The organism is Mesorhizobium neociceri, assembly GCF_013520985.1.
In the GTDB taxonomy this organism is placed as follows: Bacteria; Pseudomonadota; Alphaproteobacteria; order Rhizobiales; family Rhizobiaceae; genus Mesorhizobium; species Mesorhizobium neociceri.
This window is the reverse complement of record NZ_JACDTY010000001.1, coordinates 240,891-256,629: the sequence shown is the minus strand read 5'-3', so window position 1 is coordinate 256,629 and position 15,739 is coordinate 240,891. Positions and strand designations below refer to the sequence as shown.

Here is a 15,739-nt window from a genome sequence, read left to right as displayed (position 1 = left end):
GCGCGCGCAGCGCGGCCGGGCGTCAGCCAGGGGAGGTAACTCAGTTCGTCGGACCCTTGTCGCCGGGCTTGCCGGGAAGCTGCTCGGGGAAGAGTTCGTATTTCTGCTGCTTGTCGGCGGCAACGAACAACCGCTCGCGCACGATCGAATCCTCGGCCCAGTTGAACATGAAGATCGGCGTTCCCTGCGGGACGTTGGAGAAGCGCTTGTTGATGATCAAGGCACCGGGATATTCCGTCAGCCCGACATTGTAGACATGCTCCGTCGAGATCTTCTGGAACGTCTTCATCAGGCTGGCGCGCTCGTCATTGTCCTGGCTGGAGACGAACTTGTTGACGATGTCGACAAGCTCCTTTTCGAACGGCATCAGGTCGACCTCGCCGCTTTCCGGCGCGCGATGGTTCCAGCTGGTCTTCGGGCCGACCGGCGCGAGTTGCTCGGTGTTCTGCACCACGGCGGTCAGCTCCTGGTCGTTGCGCCGGACCAGCCAGTCGAAGCGGCCCGAATATTGGGCGGCGTCGCGCTGGGTGCCGTTCAGACTGTTGAGCACGACGCGAATGCCGAGCTTTTCCATCTGGCCGACGACGCCTTCCGCCAGGCTCTTGTCGGTGGTGTAGTCATTGTTGACCAGCATGACGATCTCGACATTCTTGCCGCCGGCCGTGCCGGCCGGGAAATTGACGAAGCCGTCACCGTCCGTGTCCTTCAGGCCGGCCTTGGCGAGTTCGGCCTTGGCGCCTTCGAGATCGAACGGATAGTAGACTGTCGAGCTGCGGTCATAGAAACTGGTGCCGGAGGAGAAGCCGCCGGGATAGATGGCGTTGAACGGACCCTTGACCAGCGAGTCGCCAAGCGCCTTGCGGTCGAGCGCCATGGTGACGCCCTTGCGGAAATCCTCGTTGCGGTTCAGCTCGCGGATCGCCTGGCCGCGCTCATCCGGATTGCCCCAGCCATTGGCGGAGAAATTCATGCGCAGATTGTAGCCGATCAGGCGCGGACCGAAGGCGAGCCGGGCCGGCGCGTCCTTGTCCGCCGCCCGCTTCAGCGAAGCGACGAAATTCTCCGGCTGCTCGAGATTGGAGAAGTCGGCGGCGCCCGCCACCGCCTGCACGTCTCGGTCGGCCCAGGTCGACAGCTTGTAGTGCACCTCGTTGAGGTAGGGCAGCTGGTTGCCCTTCTCGTCGACCTTCCAATAGTAGGGGTTGCGGCGCATGACGACGATGTCATCGGGCCTGTATTCCACCGGCACCCAGGCGCCCATCACCGGTATGTTCATATATTCCGGCGGGAAGGCGTTCTTGAACTGCTCGTAGGTGTTCTTGGAATATTTCGGGTGCTGCGGCTTCAGGATGTGCGCTGGACCGGGGCAGAAGGTGCCGTAGGCCATGGCGTAGAGATACTGTTTTGGGAAAGCCTCCTTGAACGTCCATTCGACAGTGTAGTCGTCGATCTTCTTCAGCGTCGTGCCGACGCCGAAGGTTTCCTGCGTGGCACCATTTAGTGGCGAGACATTGGGATCGACGACCTCATCATCCCAGTAGAACATCAAATCGTCAGCGTTGAAGGCGACGCCGTCCGACCATTTGGCACCCTCGATCAGATGCATGGTCAGCTTGTGGCCGTCCTTCGACCACTCCCAACTCCTGGCGAGGTTCGGCAGCGGTTCGGTGTCCTTGGCCTCGACCTGGAACAAGGGCGCGGTGCGCGTCAGGCATTCGGAAAGGCCGATGTCGATGCCGCCCCACCCTTGCGTCTGGCCGGCGCCATAGTTCCAGCCTTCCGGCCGGCCGCCGATGACGTGGCGCATGGTGTCGCCATAGACGCCGATGCCGTCCGGCATGTTGCTGGTCTTGAACACCAGCGGCTCCTTTGGCAGGCGATCCTTGACCGGCGGCAGCTTGCCGGTCTTGACGTATTTCTCGGTGACCCAGTCGGGCTCGTGATATTCGGGCAGCGCCTTGAACTCCAGGATGGAATCGCGGGCGACATATTTGATCTTGCCCTCGGCGGGAAACTGCGCCGGCGGCGGCGGTGTGGTTGGCTCGGATGCGTATGCGCTGCTGAGCGCCGATGCCGAGACGCTCAGCGCCATGCCGGCGAGAATGCTAATTCTTCGCCCGGCGAGAATGCCAATTCTTCGCCCGGCGAGAATGCCAATTCTTCGCCCGGCGAGAATGCCAATTCTGCGCCCGGCGAAAATGCCAATTCTGCGAAAGTTCCTCATAGTCTCCTCCCAGATGTTTCGACGTCCTGCTGCTGCCCGCATCTCTTCGTGACAGCTGATTGGCGAACCGGCCTCCCGCGGTCCGCCTGAAAGCATCCTCAGCCGGCCTGTTTCAGCGCCGTCTTTTCGGCGCGCAGTTCCTCGATCGAGCGCACCTTGCGCCGCGCCGCCCCTGCCCAGTCGCGGGTCTTGACCTTCGACGTGGAAAGCCGCTCTTTGGCGGCCGGCATGGCGTCGGCATATTGCGGCAGCCAGCGGGCCTGGGCGACGACCATCTCGTCGACCATCTGCCAGACCTCTTCCGGCGTCGACACAGCGCCGACCAGCGGATCGTGCAGCACGGCTAGCTTCAACAGGTCGATGTCGCCTGATATCGCCGCATGCACCGACATGCGCTGGACGTTGATCGAGGCCATGCAGGTGGCGGCACACGCTTCCGGCAGCGTGATGCCGGAGGCCATGTTGATGCCGAAGCGGTCGACGAAGCCCGGCGATTCGATGATGGCGTCCTGCGGCAGGTTGGTGATGATGCCGGTATTCTTGACGTTGAAATGGCCGCGATAGACGCGGTTGGTCTCCAGCGCTTCGAGAATGTGGCTGGCATGCTCGTTTGAACGCTTGGCCGGATCGAGCGGCTTCGACGCCGCCTCGAGGAATTGCGGGAACTCCGTCTCGAACCAGTTGCGCGTCTCCGTGGAGTAACGGAGGTAGCCGCCGGTCTCGCCGTGGATCCAGTCCGACATGTCGATCCAGCGGGTGATTTCGTCCGGCCGCTTGCGATACCACGGCAGATATTCGGAAAGATGACCGTTGCTTTCGGTCGAATAGACGCCGAAGCGCTTCAGCACATCGATGCGCAGCTTTTCCTGCTGCGAATAAACCGGGTGCTCCTCGAAGGCGGCGACCAGCTCGTCCTTGCCGATCTTGCGGCCGTTGAGCCTCAGGCCGATGAACCAGGTCTGGTGGTTGATGCCGGAGCAGACATAATCGAGTTCGCTGTGCGACTTGGCGCCAAGCACTTCGGCGATCTGTTCGGCGCCGTGCTGGACTCCATGGCAGAGGCCGACGGTGTCGACCTTGCCATATTCGATCGCGGCCCAGGTGTTCATCGCCATCGGGTTGGCATAGTTGAGGAATTTCGCGCCGGGCTCGGCGACCTCCAGTATGTCCTTGCAGAAGTCGAGGATGACCGGGATGTTGCGCTGGCCGTAGAGGATGCCGCCGGCGCAGATCGTGTCGCCGACACACTGGTCGATGCCATATTTCAAGGGAATTCGGATATCGTCGGCATAGGCTTCGAGCCCGCCGACCCGCACGCAGCTGATGACATAGCGCGCGCCTTCCAACGCCTTGCGGCGGTCGGTCGTCGCCGTCACCTTGGTCGGCAGCTTGTTGGCCTCGACGATGCGGTCGAGGATCGCCTTGATCATCCCGAGATTGTGCTCGCTGAGATCGGTCAGCGCGAATTCGATGTCGCTGAATTCCGGAACGCACAGAATGTCGGTGAACAGTTTTTTGGTGAAGCCGACACTGCCGGCGCCGATAATAGCGATTTTGAAACTCATCACCTTCACCTCGATCCAATCGAATGCCAGGCAAGGAGCAACGGAGGAGCGTATGGCGGCGCGCCATGGCGCGCGTGCCATTCGAGCCGGAATTCCGGCTCTTTCTCCTCCCCGCCCGCTCCTCGACCGCGGGTCTTTCGCGTTCTCAGGATTTGGATTATGCCGTTATTCCAGGCCGCGGCCAGAGAACGATTATGCTTTCGAGGGTAATTTTGTGCTGCGTGATCTGATCGCCAACGGACAGTTGATGCGCACCATCTCGCTGCCGCGCGGCCGCCAGCGCCTGCATGCCATGCCGACAAGCACGGGCTATGAGGTGCGCGAGGGTGTGACCTACGACTGGGATGGGCGCAAGCGCGGCCAGACACCGTTCACCGTGCTGCAGCACACGATCAGCGGCACCGGCCAGCTGCGCTACGAGAACCGCAATTACCGCCTGCAGGCCAACGACACGCTGCTGGTGCTGGTGCCGCACAACCACCGCTACTGGCTGGAGAAGGGCGACCGCTGGGAATATTTCTGGATCTCGATGAATGGCGAGGAGGCGCTGCGCATCCACAAATCCATTCTGAGCGTCTCCGGCCCGGTGTTCCGGTTGCAGCCGGAGACGATCGATCATCTCGCCGATTGCAGCCTGCGTCTCATCAACGGCGCCGCTTCGCCGGGGGCTGCTTCGGCGATCGCCTATGAGGCGGCGATGGCGCTTTACGACGATGTCTTCGGCTCGCACGCCTTCACCGAGAAACAGAGCGCCATGCAGCCGGTCATCGACCACATCAACGCCAATCTCGACAAGCCTCTGCCGGTGGCCGATCTCGTTCAAATCAGCGGCCTCAGCCGTGCGCATTTCTCGCGCTGCTTCGCCGAGAGCGAAGGTATCCCGCCGGCCGAATTCGTGCTGCAGCAGCGGCTGCAACGGGCTGCCAAACTTTTGACCAAGGCCGACTTCCTGCCGGTCAAGGAGGTCGCCATCCTGTGCGGCTTCGAGGACGCCAACTATTTCTCGAAAGTCTTCCGCCGGCTCTACGGCATCAACCCGACGCAGTTCCGCACCACCGGCATGTATGCCAGCCTGGGCAACCACCGGTAGGTTGATTGCCGGGCACTCTCATCCGATGCGATTGCCGGTCGCAGGATCGAACAGATGCGGCGCAGCCGGATCGGCTGACAGCCGCACCGTATCGCCCGGCCGGACATTGCTGCGTCCCATGACGAAGACGCAAATCTGCTGGTCCGCGAACCTGACATAGAACTGTGTCGACAGGCCGAGCGGCTCGACCACCTCGACCTCTGCCTTGAGCGGACCATCGTCGGCAAGCTGGATGTGTTCCGGCCGCAGTCCGACGGTGAGCTTGTCACCATCCTTCAAGGGCAAGCCGTCAGGCAATCTCAGCTTCTGGCCATCGGCCAGCACCGCATCCACCTTGCCGCCCTTGGCCACCGTTGCCGGCAGAAAATTCATGCCGGGCGAGCCGATGAAGCCGGCAACGAAGGTGTTGATCGGCCGGTCATAGAGTTCCAGGGGATGGCCGACCTGCTGCACGTAGCCGTCATGCATGACGACGATGCGGTCGGCCATCGTCATGGCTTCGATCTGGTCGTGGGTGACATACACCGAAGTGGTCTTGAGCTGCTGGTGCAACGCCTTGATCTCGGCGCGCATATGCACACGCAGTTTGGCGTCGAGGTTCGACAGCGGTTCGTCGAACAAGAACACTTTCGGATCGCGCACGATGGCGCGGCCCATGGCGACGCGCTGGCGCTGCCCGCCGGACAATTGCCGCGGCAGCCGGCCGAGGAAACTGTCGAGGCCAAGCCGCTTGGCTGCTGCCCCTACCCTACCGTCGATCGTCGTCTTCTCCGCCTTCTTCAAAAGCAGGCTGAAGCCCATGTTCGACGACACATCCATATGCGGATAGAGCGCGTAGGACTGGAACACCATGGCGATGTCGCGGTCCTTCGGCGCGACATCGTTGACCAGCCGCTCGCCGATGCGGATTTCGCCGCCCGACACCTCCTCCAGCCCGGCGATCATGCGCAGCAAGGTCGACTTGCCGCAGCCGGACGGGCCGACCAGCACGACGAACTCGCCATCGGCGATTTCGAGGTCGACGCCGTGCAGGATGCGCAGCGAACCATAGTCCTTCTCGACATTTTGCAGCGTGACGGAAGCCATCGATTATCCTTTGACCGCGCCGGCGGTCAGGCCGGTGACGAGATAGCGTTGCAGGAAGGCGAAGAAGATACAGACCGGGATCAGCGCCAGGATCGACGCCGCCATCATCTGCCCCCAGTCGACGGCGAACTTGCCGATATAGGTGAGCAGGCCGACGGCGAACGTCTTCTGGTCGTCGCTGGAGATCAGCATCAGCGCGAACAGCAGTTCACTCCACGCAGCGGTGAAGACGAAGCCGAGCGTGGCGCCCATGCCAGGCAAGGTCAACGGCACGATCACCTTGCGCATCGCCTGCGCCCGCGTGCAGCCGTCGATCATCGCCGCCTCCTCCAGATCCTTGGGAATGCCGTCGAAGAAGGACTGCATCAGGAAGGTGGCGAAGGCGGTGTTGAAGGCGGTGTAGATGATGATCAGCCCGACCAGGCTGTTGGTCAGGCCGAGTTCACCCATGACGCGGTAGATCGGCGGAATGACCATCACCAGCGGGAAGGTTTGCGTCAGCAAAAGCATGATCGCCAGCGTCGCCTTGCCGCGAAAGGTAAAGCGCGACATGGCGTAGCCGGCAAGCGTGGCGATGACGGTGACGAATGCCGCTGTCGACACCGAGACGATGACGCTGTTGAGGAAATAGCGGGGGAAGTCAGAGGCTTCGAGCACGGTGATGAAGTTGCGGAATGTCGTTTCCGAGGGCCACAAAGTGATGCCTTCGGAATAGAGCAGCCGCTCCGGCGTCACCGATATCTTCAGCGTCCAGAAGATCGGGAACAGCGCAAAGATCATGTAGGCGGCAATCGCCGCGTAGAGGCCGATACCGCTGAAAATGCGCGAGGAGGTGGAGCGTCCGGCGATCATCAGACGTGCCTCACCAGCAAGCGGCGGATAGCGATCAGCGCGATCGCATATGCGATGAGCAGCACCAGCAGCAGCACCGCCACCGCCGAGGCATAACCCTTGTCCAGAGACTTGAAGGCGCTGACATAGATGTAGACCGGCACCGTGCTGGTCGAGCCCGCCGGCCCGCCTTCGGTCATGACGAAGATCAAATCAGCGAAGGTGGCGATCCAGATCGTGCGCAGCATGACGGTGATAACGATGGTCGGCGCCAGGAAGGGCAGCGTCACCTTGGTGAAGCGTTGCCAGGGCGAAGCGCCGTCAATGGCCGCCGCCTCATGCAGTTCCGACGGGATCGACTTCAATGCCGCGAGCAGCGTGATGGCGAAGAACGGAATGCCGAACCAGATGTTGGCGATGATCGGCCCCCACATCGCGGTGGCGGGATCAGACAAGACATTGGTCGGTTCTGCCTTCAGCCCGAGCCCGAAGAGCCAGTGCGGCAAAGGCCCGATGATCGGGTTGAACAGCCATGCCCAGGTCAGGCCCGACAGGAAGGACGGCACCGCCCAGGGCAGGAAGACAACTGCCTGCACGAACTTGCGTCCGATAAACGGCTTGTCGAGCAGCAGCGCCAGGCCGAGCCCAAGGAAGAACTGGAAGAACAGGCTGGCCACCGTCCACCACAGCGTGTTGACCAGCGCCTGCCCCAGCACCTGGTCGGTCAGCATCGCCTGATATTGGCCGAGGCCGACATATTCGGATTTGAAGGCCGAGAATTTGCGGAAGGAATAGCTGATACCGATGATCAACGGCACCAGCAGCACCACAACCAGCAGAACGATCGCCGGCGAGAGATAAAGCCAGGGCTCGATGGCGGCATGCGTCAGCCGCTTCTTTCGCGGCCGGCCTGCGGATCGTATTTCGGACGCGGCGTAGGTCATCGGGTGCTAAATCGTCTCCTGGAGGAGCGCCGGAATTGGCGACAAGCGTCCTCCCCATCACGGGGAAAGATGCCGGTCCACCCTCCGTAGCTGCAGCGCAGCTGCGGCGGAGGACGGGCAGGCAGATGAGGGGCAGCGCGAGCCTTCGGAGGATAGCGCTGCCCCTCATCCGTCACTTCGTGACACCTTCTCCCCGTGAAACGGGGAGAAGGGAAAGGGCGCCTACTTCTTGTTCTTGGCCAGCCAGTCCTGCTGTTCCTTGGTCAGGAAGGTGGCCCATGCGTCGGCCGCCTCCTTGGCCGTCTTCTGCCCGAGCAGCACTTCCTGGAAGTTCTTGATCGCCACCTGGTCGACGAAGTTGCCGAGGTTTTCCAGATGCGTCGGCGGCGTCACCATTTCATATTTGGAGGTGTCGCTGAGCTCGGTGAACCAGCCCTTGAACTGCTCGGTCTTGAAATGAGCGTCCTGGTCGGCGCCGTTGTGGATCGGCACGACGCCGACTTCCTTGGCCCACTCCAGATTGTCCTTGGGCGACAACAGTGTCGCCATCAGCTTCCAGGCATCGTCCTTGTGCTGCGAATTGGCGAACATCGCCCAGCCGGCATAGCCCAGCGTCGGATAGGATTTGCCGCTCGGTCCGACCGGCAGCGGCGCCACGGCAAAATCATCGGCGCTCATCTTGTCGGCAATGCCGATCAGCGCATCCGGATCCTGGTTGAGCATGGCGCAGGTGCCGGAATAGAAACCGGTGACCGTTTCGTTGAAGCCCCAGCTCACCGCATCCTTCGGCGCAAGGCCGTCCTTGTACATGTCGGCCAGCATCTGCAGGCCCTTGACCGAGCCCTCGTCATTGATGGTCGAGGTTCCGTCCTCGTTGAAATAGCCGCCCTTGCCGGCGGCGATGTTCATGAACATGTGCATGCCGTTGAAGGCGCCCGGACCGCCGCGCAAGCAATAGCCGTACTTGCCCGGAATGGCGGAGATCTTCTTCGAATCGGCGATGAAGTCGTCGAGCGTCGCCGGCGGGCCGTCGAGACCGGCTTCCTTGAACAGCTTCTTGTTCCAGAACAGCGCATTCACATAGTAGCCGTAAGGGATCATGAACTGGGTGTTGTTGACCGTCGAGCCGAACTGCTTGGCGCGGTCGCCCAGTGTCTTGGCGTCGTCCCACTTGGCCATGAAGGGCCCGAGATCCTCGAGCTGGCCATTGGTGGCGTAGAGGCCCATCCAGCGCTCCGGCATCTCGACGATGTCGGGCGTATCGCCGGCCTGCACCATGGTGAGGAATTTCTCGAACGCCTGGCCCCAGGGCAGCGAGACCACCTCGACCTTGACGCCTGCATTGGCCGCCTCGAAGTCGGCGATCTGCTTCTTCAGAAATTCTGTGCGCTGCGGGCTGGTGATGACCTCGACCAACTTGAGGGTGGTGTCGGCCAGCGCGCCACTGGCGGAAATCGCCAGGCCGGCAGCGGTGGCAAGCATGACTGTCAGTCTTCTCATGTTCAGAACTCCCATTTTGAACCCAGTTATTTTTTTGCTTTGTCGAAGGCCTGGGCGATGTCGGCCCAGAGGTCTTCGACGCTTTCCAATCCGACACTGAAGCGGATGGTTCGGGGGCTGACGCCGAAGCGCGCCATCGAATTGAGACCCGGCGTCTGCTCTAGCGAGGCCTTTGCCGGCACGACCAGGCTTTCATGGCCGCCCCAGCTGACGCCGATACGGAAGAATTTCAGCGCATCGACGAAAGCGGGAATATCGACATCCTCCGTCACCTCGAAGGAGAACAGCCCGGCATAGCCGGCAAGCGTTTTCTTGCCGGGATGGTTGGAATAGGCGGGATGGTTGACGCGCTCGACCTTGTCATGCGCCTTCAGCCGCTCGGCGATGGTGAGCCCGCTCTTCATGTGGTGCGGCAGCCTCAGCGGCAGCGTGCGCAGGCCGCGCAACAGCAGCCAGCCTTCGAAAGGCGACAGCTTGCCGCCGAGCTGGGAGTAGGTCTGGTCGTTGATGTGCTTGATATGAGCGGCCGAACCCGCCACCACGCCGGCGACGGTGTCGCTGTGGCCGCCGAGATATTTCGAGGCCGAATGCAGCACCAGATCGACGCCGTGCCGGATCGGCTTCTGGAAAACCGGCGTCGCCCAGGAATTGTCGATTGTGGTGACTATGCCTTGCTCTTTCGCCAGCCGCGTCAGATGCGCCAGATCCTGGAGCTCGAACATCATCGAGGTCGGGCTTTCCAGATAGAGCAGTTTCGCGCCGGGAAGTGCGGCAGCGACCGCATCCGGATCGGAACCGTCGACATAGTCGACCTTGATGTTCAGGCGCGGGAACAGCCGCTCGAACAGCCGGTAGGCGTCGCCATAGCAGTTGCGCACAGCAACGATACGCTCGCCGGCGCCGACGAAGGCAAGCACGGTAGAGCTGATTGCCGCCATTCCGCTAGAGAATCCGCGCGCGGCCTCAGCGCCTTCAAGTGCTGCGACCCGCGCCTCGAATTCCATCACCGTCGGATTGTCGCCGCGCGAATAGATCGGCTGCTTTCTGCGGCCGGCAAAGGTGTCTGCCATCTCGGCATAGCTGGCGAAGGTGAACAGCGAGGTCTGGTAGATCGGCGGCACCACGGCATTGCCGGGGAACGGGTCGTCATGCGCCAGAAGGGTCGCCGCCTCGGCGAGATAGTCGCTGCCGGAAATGCCTGGATCGAAGCTGTGCTCGTTCATTTGCGGTCCGAAAGTTTGAGGTTGGCGGCACCGCGCTTCAAATCGTCCTCGACCGTGGCGATCAGCTTCAGCGCCTCGGCCCGGGCGCCTTCCGGGTCGTGCGCAGCGATGCAATTGAACATGGTGCGGTGGTAGGGAAAGCTGGCGTGGCCGAAATCGCGCACGCCAAGCGGATGTTCCCAGAAGCGGTGGAACAACTCGTGCATGGCGGCGATGATCTGCTCGAACAGCGGATTGCCGCAGGCGCGGTAGATCGCCTGATGGAATTCCCAGTCCTCTTCCGACGACATGCCGGCCCGGCTGAGAAACTCTTCCTCCATGATGTCGAGCTTGCGCTCGATCTCGGCGAGATCGTCTTCGTCGGCGCGAATGGCGCAAAGCGCGGCGGCTTCCGCCTCCAGTGCGCGGCGGATTTCCAGCGTGCGCATCAGGCCGGTAAAATCATTGCCGCCGGCAAGCGTCAGCGGCATGTGCAGCATGTCGAGCGAGACGGCGGCCTTGAGGTAGGTGCCTGAGCCCTGCCGGCGCTCGACCAGGCCAAGCCCTTCCCAGCGCGTCAGCGCCTCGCGCACCGTGTTGCGGCTGACCTTAAGGCGCTCGGCGAGGATACGCTCGGTCGGCAGTCTCTCTCCCGGCTCCAGCTTTTCGCGCATGACAAAGCCGGCCAAAGCCTTCAGCACCGCATCGTCGCGGGCCGTCGTCTGGATCGGCGGAAGGCTGAATTCGGTCACGCCAGCGGAAACTCAAGTGGTTCAATGGTCCAACCAATTTCTACACAGACGAAGGGACGTGTCAACAGTGGAAACGCAGGTGGGCCGAAGGCCAGAGATAGGCGCCTTCGGCCCTGTCGCTTCAGCCGTGGATGCGCGCCGGTGCGGCGGCCGCGCGAGCCTCGCGCCAGCGAGCGAACATTTCCTCGCGAACGCGCCTCGAACCCGCAAGCCGCTCCTTTGCCTGCGCCAGCACGACAGGCGAAGCCTCGGCAGGCGTGCCCGACCGGAAAGGAGGAGCCGGGGCATATTCGAGCGAGAGCTGCACGATCTCAGCCTCCTCCTGTCCAAGCAGCCTCGCAACCAGCGCCAGCCCGAAATCGATGCCGGAAGTGACGCCGCCGGCGGTAATGAGCTTGCCGTCCTCGACAATACGTTCATCGACGGGGATCGCCCCGAACTCTTCAAGGAAATCATGCGCATACCAGTGCGTGGTCGCGCGCTTGCCCTTCAGCAGCCCGGCCGCACCGAGCACCAGGGCGCCGCTGCAGACCGAGGTTATGTAGCGCGCCTGCGCCGCGCGCTCCCACACGAAATCGAGGACTGTCTGGTCCTCCAGCAGCGCGTTGACCCCGCCCCCACCCGGAATGCACAGCACGTCGAGAGGCCGGCAATCGTCGAAGGTCGCAGTCGGGGTAAGCGAGAGGTGCGTCGACGACATCACCGGGTTGCGATCCTTCCAGATCAAATCCACCTCGGCGCCGTTGGTGGACGCAAGGACCTCGTAGGGGCCGGTGAGGTCGAGCTGTTGGACGTTGGGAAATACGAGGATGCCGAAACGAAGGGGCATGGAAATCTCCGCGGGTTGACTTCAGGCAATCTACGGCATCATGGTTTGGCACGATTGCCATTCACCCCTCGTTTCAGGCCAAACCCAATGCGCCGTATCGAAGTGCTTGCCTATCCCGACATCCAGCTCCTCGACGTCAGCGGACCGCTTCAGGTCTTTGCCAGCGCCAACGACTTCAAGAGGCAGGCCGGAGAACCAGCGCCCTACGAGGTCGTGATGGTCGCCGCCACGCCAAGGATCACGACATCGGCCGGTCTCGTGCTGGAGGCAGCGGCGCTGCCAACCCACGGAGGTGAGATCGACACGCTGGTCGTGCCCGGCGGATGGGGCGTCAATGCGGCCTGCGAAGATGCCAAGCTGGTCCAATGGATCGCCAGCCGCTCGCGCAATGCCACACGAACCGCGTCCGTCTGCAGCGGCGCCATGCTGCTGGCGATGGCAGGCCTGCTCGACGGCCGTCGCGCGGTGACCCACTGGGGACGCTGCGCGGAGTTCGCCCGGCGCTTTCCGTCGGTTCGCCTCGAACCCGACCCAATCTTCATTCGTGACGGCAATGTCTGGACATCGGCCGGCGTGACGGCCGGTATCGATCTCGCCCTCTCCCTCGTCGAGGCCGATCTTGGCCGGCATACGGCGCTCAGCGTGGCGCGCGAGTTGGTGGTCTTCCTGAAACGTCCCGGCGGCCAGGCGCAATTCAGCCAGACGCTCAAGCTGCAGCAAGGCGACGGGCGCTTCGACCGGCTGCATGGCTGGATCCTCGAAAATCTAGCAGGCGACCTGTCGCTGACGCAGTTGGCCGACCACGCCAATATGAGCCCGCGCAGTTTTTCACGGCGCTATCGCGAGGCCACCGGCCGGACACCTGCCCGCGCAATCGAGGAGATCCGGATCGAGGCGGCGCGACGGATGCTGGAGCGGGGCCAGCCCGTCAACCAGACGGCACGCCGCTGCGGTTTCGGTTCGGAAGAGACGATGCGGCGCGGCTTTCTGCGCGTGCTGGGCACCAATCCGCGCGCCTATCGCGAGCGTTTCTGATCGCGGCTGCTCGCTCCATCAGCGCGGCGTCGACGCCGCAGGGATAGAGCCCCTATCCCGGTAATTTGCCCAGGTGGGATGCAAAGCGCTCGACCATCGCAAGGCCGACCTCATTTGGCCGCATTGCCGGCGCGCGGTCGTGTATCGGCACGCCGGCACGAGCGCCGAACAGTCTCTTGCCGTAGCAGATCAGGTTCTCGATGCCTTGCATGACGAAGACGGCCGCCGGCAGTATTTTTGCGTACTCGGCCTCGGCCACGGCTTCATTGCCGGCGCGGAACGCCTCATAGGCACGCACGGCGAGGTCGATGCAGTCAGGCGCCAAAATCATGCCGCGGCAGCCGATGCGGAAATTGTCGATAAGCTCCAGCCCGCCACGCCCGTTGAAGACAGGAATGCGGCCTTCGGTACGCTCGATCAATCCGGCAATGTCGGTGACCGGCCCCTCGCCCTTGACCAGCCTTATGTTGGGATGAAGCGTGACGAGGTCGCGGATTTCGTCCGCTGTCAGGCCGCGGCCGAAAAAGGCCGGCGCGTTCTGGATCGCCACCGGCAGGTCGGTGGCCTCTGCGACGCGGCCGAAGAAGCGGATGCATTCCGGCGCTCCATAGGAGCCAACCGGTGGCGGCTGCAGGATCACCCAATCGGCGCCGACGCTTTCGGCGTGCCGCACCTGCGCGACCTGTTCAGCCACTGATGAGCCGAAAATGGTGAAGGCGAGCGGCACCTTGCCCGCGATATCCTCCGCCGTCCAATCCATGATCGTCCGCCGCTCGGCCTCTGTCAGTTTGGCAACCTCCGTCGCCAAGCCAAGCGCCGCCATGCCGTGCACGCCGGTCGCCAGGCAGATCTCGACTTGCCTGCGCATCGCCGCGCGGTCGAGTTTTTCCTGTTCGTCGAAGAGCGCGTAGAGAATGGCGTGAATGCCGTGGAAATCGTCAGGCCGGAAATTCGGCATCGGTCGGCCTCAATGGCTTTCGCGCGGAATGGCGTGGCCGCGACTGCCGACAAGGAAATCGAGGTCGGCGCCACGATCGGCCTGCAGCACGCGGTCGACATAAAGGCTCTGATAGCCTCCTCGCATCGCCGGTGTGGGCGGCTGCCAGGATTCACGCCGCCGCGCCAGCTCCTGTTCCGAGACTTCGAGATGCAGCTTTCGCGCCTCGACATCGAGCTCGATGATGTCGCCGCTCCGGACCAGCGCCAGCGGCCCACCGACGGCAGCTTCCGGCGCAGCATGCAGCACCACCGTGCCGAAGGCAGTGCCCGACATGCGGGCGTCGGAAATCCGGATCATGTCGCGCACGCCCTGCTTGAGCAGCTTCTGCGGCAGCGCCATGTTGCCGACCTCGGCCATGCCGGGATAACCCTTCGGCCCGCAATTCTTCAGCACCATGATCGAGCTCTCGTCGATGTCGAGCGCCGGATCGTCGACACGCGCCTTGTAGTCGTCGATGTCCTCGAACACGACGGCGCGGCCACGATGCTTCATCAGCGCTGGCGAGGCGGCCGACGGTTTGATGATGGCGCCGTCAGGCGCCAGATTTCCGCGCAGCACCGCGATACCACCCTGCTGCGTAAGCGCCTTGTCGCGCGGGCGGATCACCTCCGGATTGTCATTCCTGGCATCGGCGATGTTGTCGCGCACGCTGTTGCCGGTCACCGTCAGCGCATCGAGATCGAGCATGTCGGCGATCTCTTTCATGACAACCGGAATACCGCCGGCGTAGCAGAAATCCTCCATCAGGAAGCGGCCGGACGGCATCAGGTCGAGGATGGTCGGTACATCGCGGCCATACCGGTCCCAGTCGTCCAGTGTCAGCTCGGCGCCGACGCGGCCGGCAATCGCCAGCAGATGCACGACCGCATTGGTCGAGCCGCCGATCGCGCCATTGACGCGAATGGCGTTGGCGAAGGCCGCCTTCTTGAGAATGGCCGACGGGCGCAGATCCTCATTGACCATCTCGACGATGCGCCGCCCCGTCATACGGGCGATGCGGTTGCGGCGCGCATCGACCGCAGGATAGGCGGCATTGCCCGGCAGCGCCAGGCCAAGTGCCTCGACCATCGAGGCCATGGTCGAGGCCGTGCCCATGGTCATGCAGTGGCCCGGCGAGCGCGACATGGCGCTTTCGGCATCGGCGAAATCCTGTTCGCTCATCACCCCGGCGCGGACATCCTCCGAGAATTTCCAGACATCCGTGCCGGAGCCGATCGCGCGGCCCTGGAAGCGGCCGTTGAGCATCGGCCCGCCGGAGATGACGATCGCCGGCAGGTCGCAGGAGGCAGCCCCCATCACCAGTGATGGCGTGGTCTTGTCGCAGCCGGCCATCAGCACGACGCCGTCCATCGGATTGCCGCGAATCGCCTCCTCGACATCCATCGAAGCGAGGTTGCGAAACAACATCGCCGTCGGCCGCAGATTGGATTCGCCGCACGAAAACACCGGGAACTCCAGCGGCAGGCCACCGGCCTCTAGGACACCCGCCTTGATGTGCTCGATCAGGCCGCGGAAATGGACATGGCAGGGCGTGAATTCTGAAAATGTGTTGCAGATGCCGATCACCGGACGGCCGTCGAAAGCATCGTCGGGCAGGCCGTTGTTCTTCATCCAGCTGCGGTGGATGAAGGCATCTTTGCCCTGCCCGCCGAACCAGTGCTGCGATCGTCTCTTGGTCATG

Annotated in this window: 13 protein-coding genes; 2 read left to right on the top strand and 11 right to left on the bottom strand. The window is 62.9% G+C overall.

Annotated elements, in window-relative coordinates:
• Nucleotides 1–40 precede the first annotated feature (40 nt).
• Both H0241_RS01130 and melA read right to left on the bottom strand, forming a co-directional pair.
• Complete coding sequence (locus H0241_RS01130) at nt 41–2,092, bottom strand: ABC transporter substrate-binding protein (protein WP_210284735.1); 2,052 nt, start codon at nt 2,090–2,092, stop codon at nt 41–43.
• A gap of 230 nt (nt 2,093–2,322) precedes the next feature.
• The gene (gene melA, locus H0241_RS01125; protein ID WP_181055593.1) at nt 2,323–3,789 is read right to left on the bottom strand and encodes an alpha-glucosidase/alpha-galactosidase; all 1,467 of its coding nucleotides are present in this window, start codon (nt 3,787–3,789) and stop codon (nt 2,323–2,325) included.
• A gap of 247 nt (nt 3,790–4,036) precedes the next feature.
• Here melA and H0241_RS01120 point away from each other — a divergent pair, with 247 nt between their 5' ends.
• Nucleotides 4,037–4,879 carry an AraC family transcriptional regulator gene (locus tag H0241_RS01120; RefSeq protein ID WP_210284734.1) on the top strand — a complete coding sequence of 281 codons (843 nt, stop codon included), beginning with the start codon at nt 4,037–4,039 and terminating at the stop codon, nt 4,877–4,879.
• An 18-nt stretch (nt 4,880–4,897) separates the two neighbouring features.
• On the opposite strand, the gene H0241_RS01115 is transcribed toward H0241_RS01120, so the two are convergent.
• From H0241_RS01115 to H0241_RS01085, 7 genes are all read right to left on the bottom strand, one after another.
• Nucleotides 4,898–5,965: an ABC transporter ATP-binding protein gene (locus H0241_RS01115; RefSeq protein WP_181055591.1), complete on the bottom strand. Its 1,068-nt coding sequence runs from the start codon at nt 5,963–5,965 to the stop codon at nt 4,898–4,900.
• A gap of 3 nt (nt 5,966–5,968) precedes the next feature.
• Nucleotides 5,969–6,817, bottom strand: a complete 849-nt coding sequence (locus tag H0241_RS01110; protein ID WP_112562064.1) for a carbohydrate ABC transporter permease — start codon at nt 6,815–6,817, stop codon at nt 5,969–5,971.
• Entirely contained in the window at nt 6,817–7,740 is a 924-nt protein-coding gene (locus H0241_RS01105; RefSeq protein ID WP_181055590.1) for a carbohydrate ABC transporter permease, read from the bottom strand. The genes H0241_RS01110 and H0241_RS01105 overlap by 1 nt, the downstream gene beginning before the upstream one ends.
• Before the next feature lie 222 nt (nt 7,741–7,962).
• Nucleotides 7,963–9,240 (bottom strand): ABC transporter substrate-binding protein, encoded by a 1,278-nt coding sequence (locus H0241_RS01100; RefSeq protein WP_181055589.1) that lies wholly within the window; start codon nt 9,238–9,240, stop codon nt 7,963–7,965.
• Between the two features lie 26 nt (nt 9,241–9,266).
• Nucleotides 9,267–10,463: a PLP-dependent transferase gene (locus tag H0241_RS01095; RefSeq protein WP_181055588.1), complete on the bottom strand. Its 1,197-nt coding sequence runs from the start codon at nt 10,461–10,463 to the stop codon at nt 9,267–9,269.
• Complete coding sequence (locus H0241_RS01090) at nt 10,460–11,194, bottom strand: FadR/GntR family transcriptional regulator (RefSeq protein WP_181055587.1); 735 nt, start codon at nt 11,192–11,194, stop codon at nt 10,460–10,462. The genes H0241_RS01095 and H0241_RS01090 overlap by 4 nt, the downstream gene beginning before the upstream one ends.
• A 121-nt stretch (nt 11,195–11,315) precedes the next feature.
• Nucleotides 11,316–12,023 (bottom strand): DJ-1/PfpI family protein, encoded by a 708-nt coding sequence (locus H0241_RS01085; RefSeq protein WP_181055586.1) that lies wholly within the window; start codon nt 12,021–12,023, stop codon nt 11,316–11,318.
• Nucleotides 12,024–12,110: 87 nt separating this feature from the next.
• Between H0241_RS01085 and H0241_RS01080 the strand changes: the two genes are divergently transcribed.
• Nucleotides 12,111–13,058, top strand: a complete 948-nt coding sequence (locus H0241_RS01080; protein WP_181055585.1) for a GlxA family transcriptional regulator — start codon at nt 12,111–12,113, stop codon at nt 13,056–13,058.
• A gap of 52 nt (nt 13,059–13,110) precedes the next feature.
• On the opposite strand, the gene H0241_RS01075 is transcribed toward H0241_RS01080, so the two are convergent.
• Nucleotides 13,111–14,016: a dihydrodipicolinate synthase family protein gene (locus H0241_RS01075; protein ID WP_181055584.1), complete on the bottom strand. Its 906-nt coding sequence runs from the start codon at nt 14,014–14,016 to the stop codon at nt 13,111–13,113.
• A gap of 9 nt (nt 14,017–14,025) precedes the next feature.
• Nucleotides 14,026–15,738 (bottom strand): L-arabinonate dehydratase, encoded by a 1,713-nt coding sequence (gene araD / locus H0241_RS01070; protein WP_181055583.1) that lies wholly within the window; start codon nt 15,736–15,738, stop codon nt 14,026–14,028.
• Nucleotide 15,739: the final 1 nt, after the last annotated feature.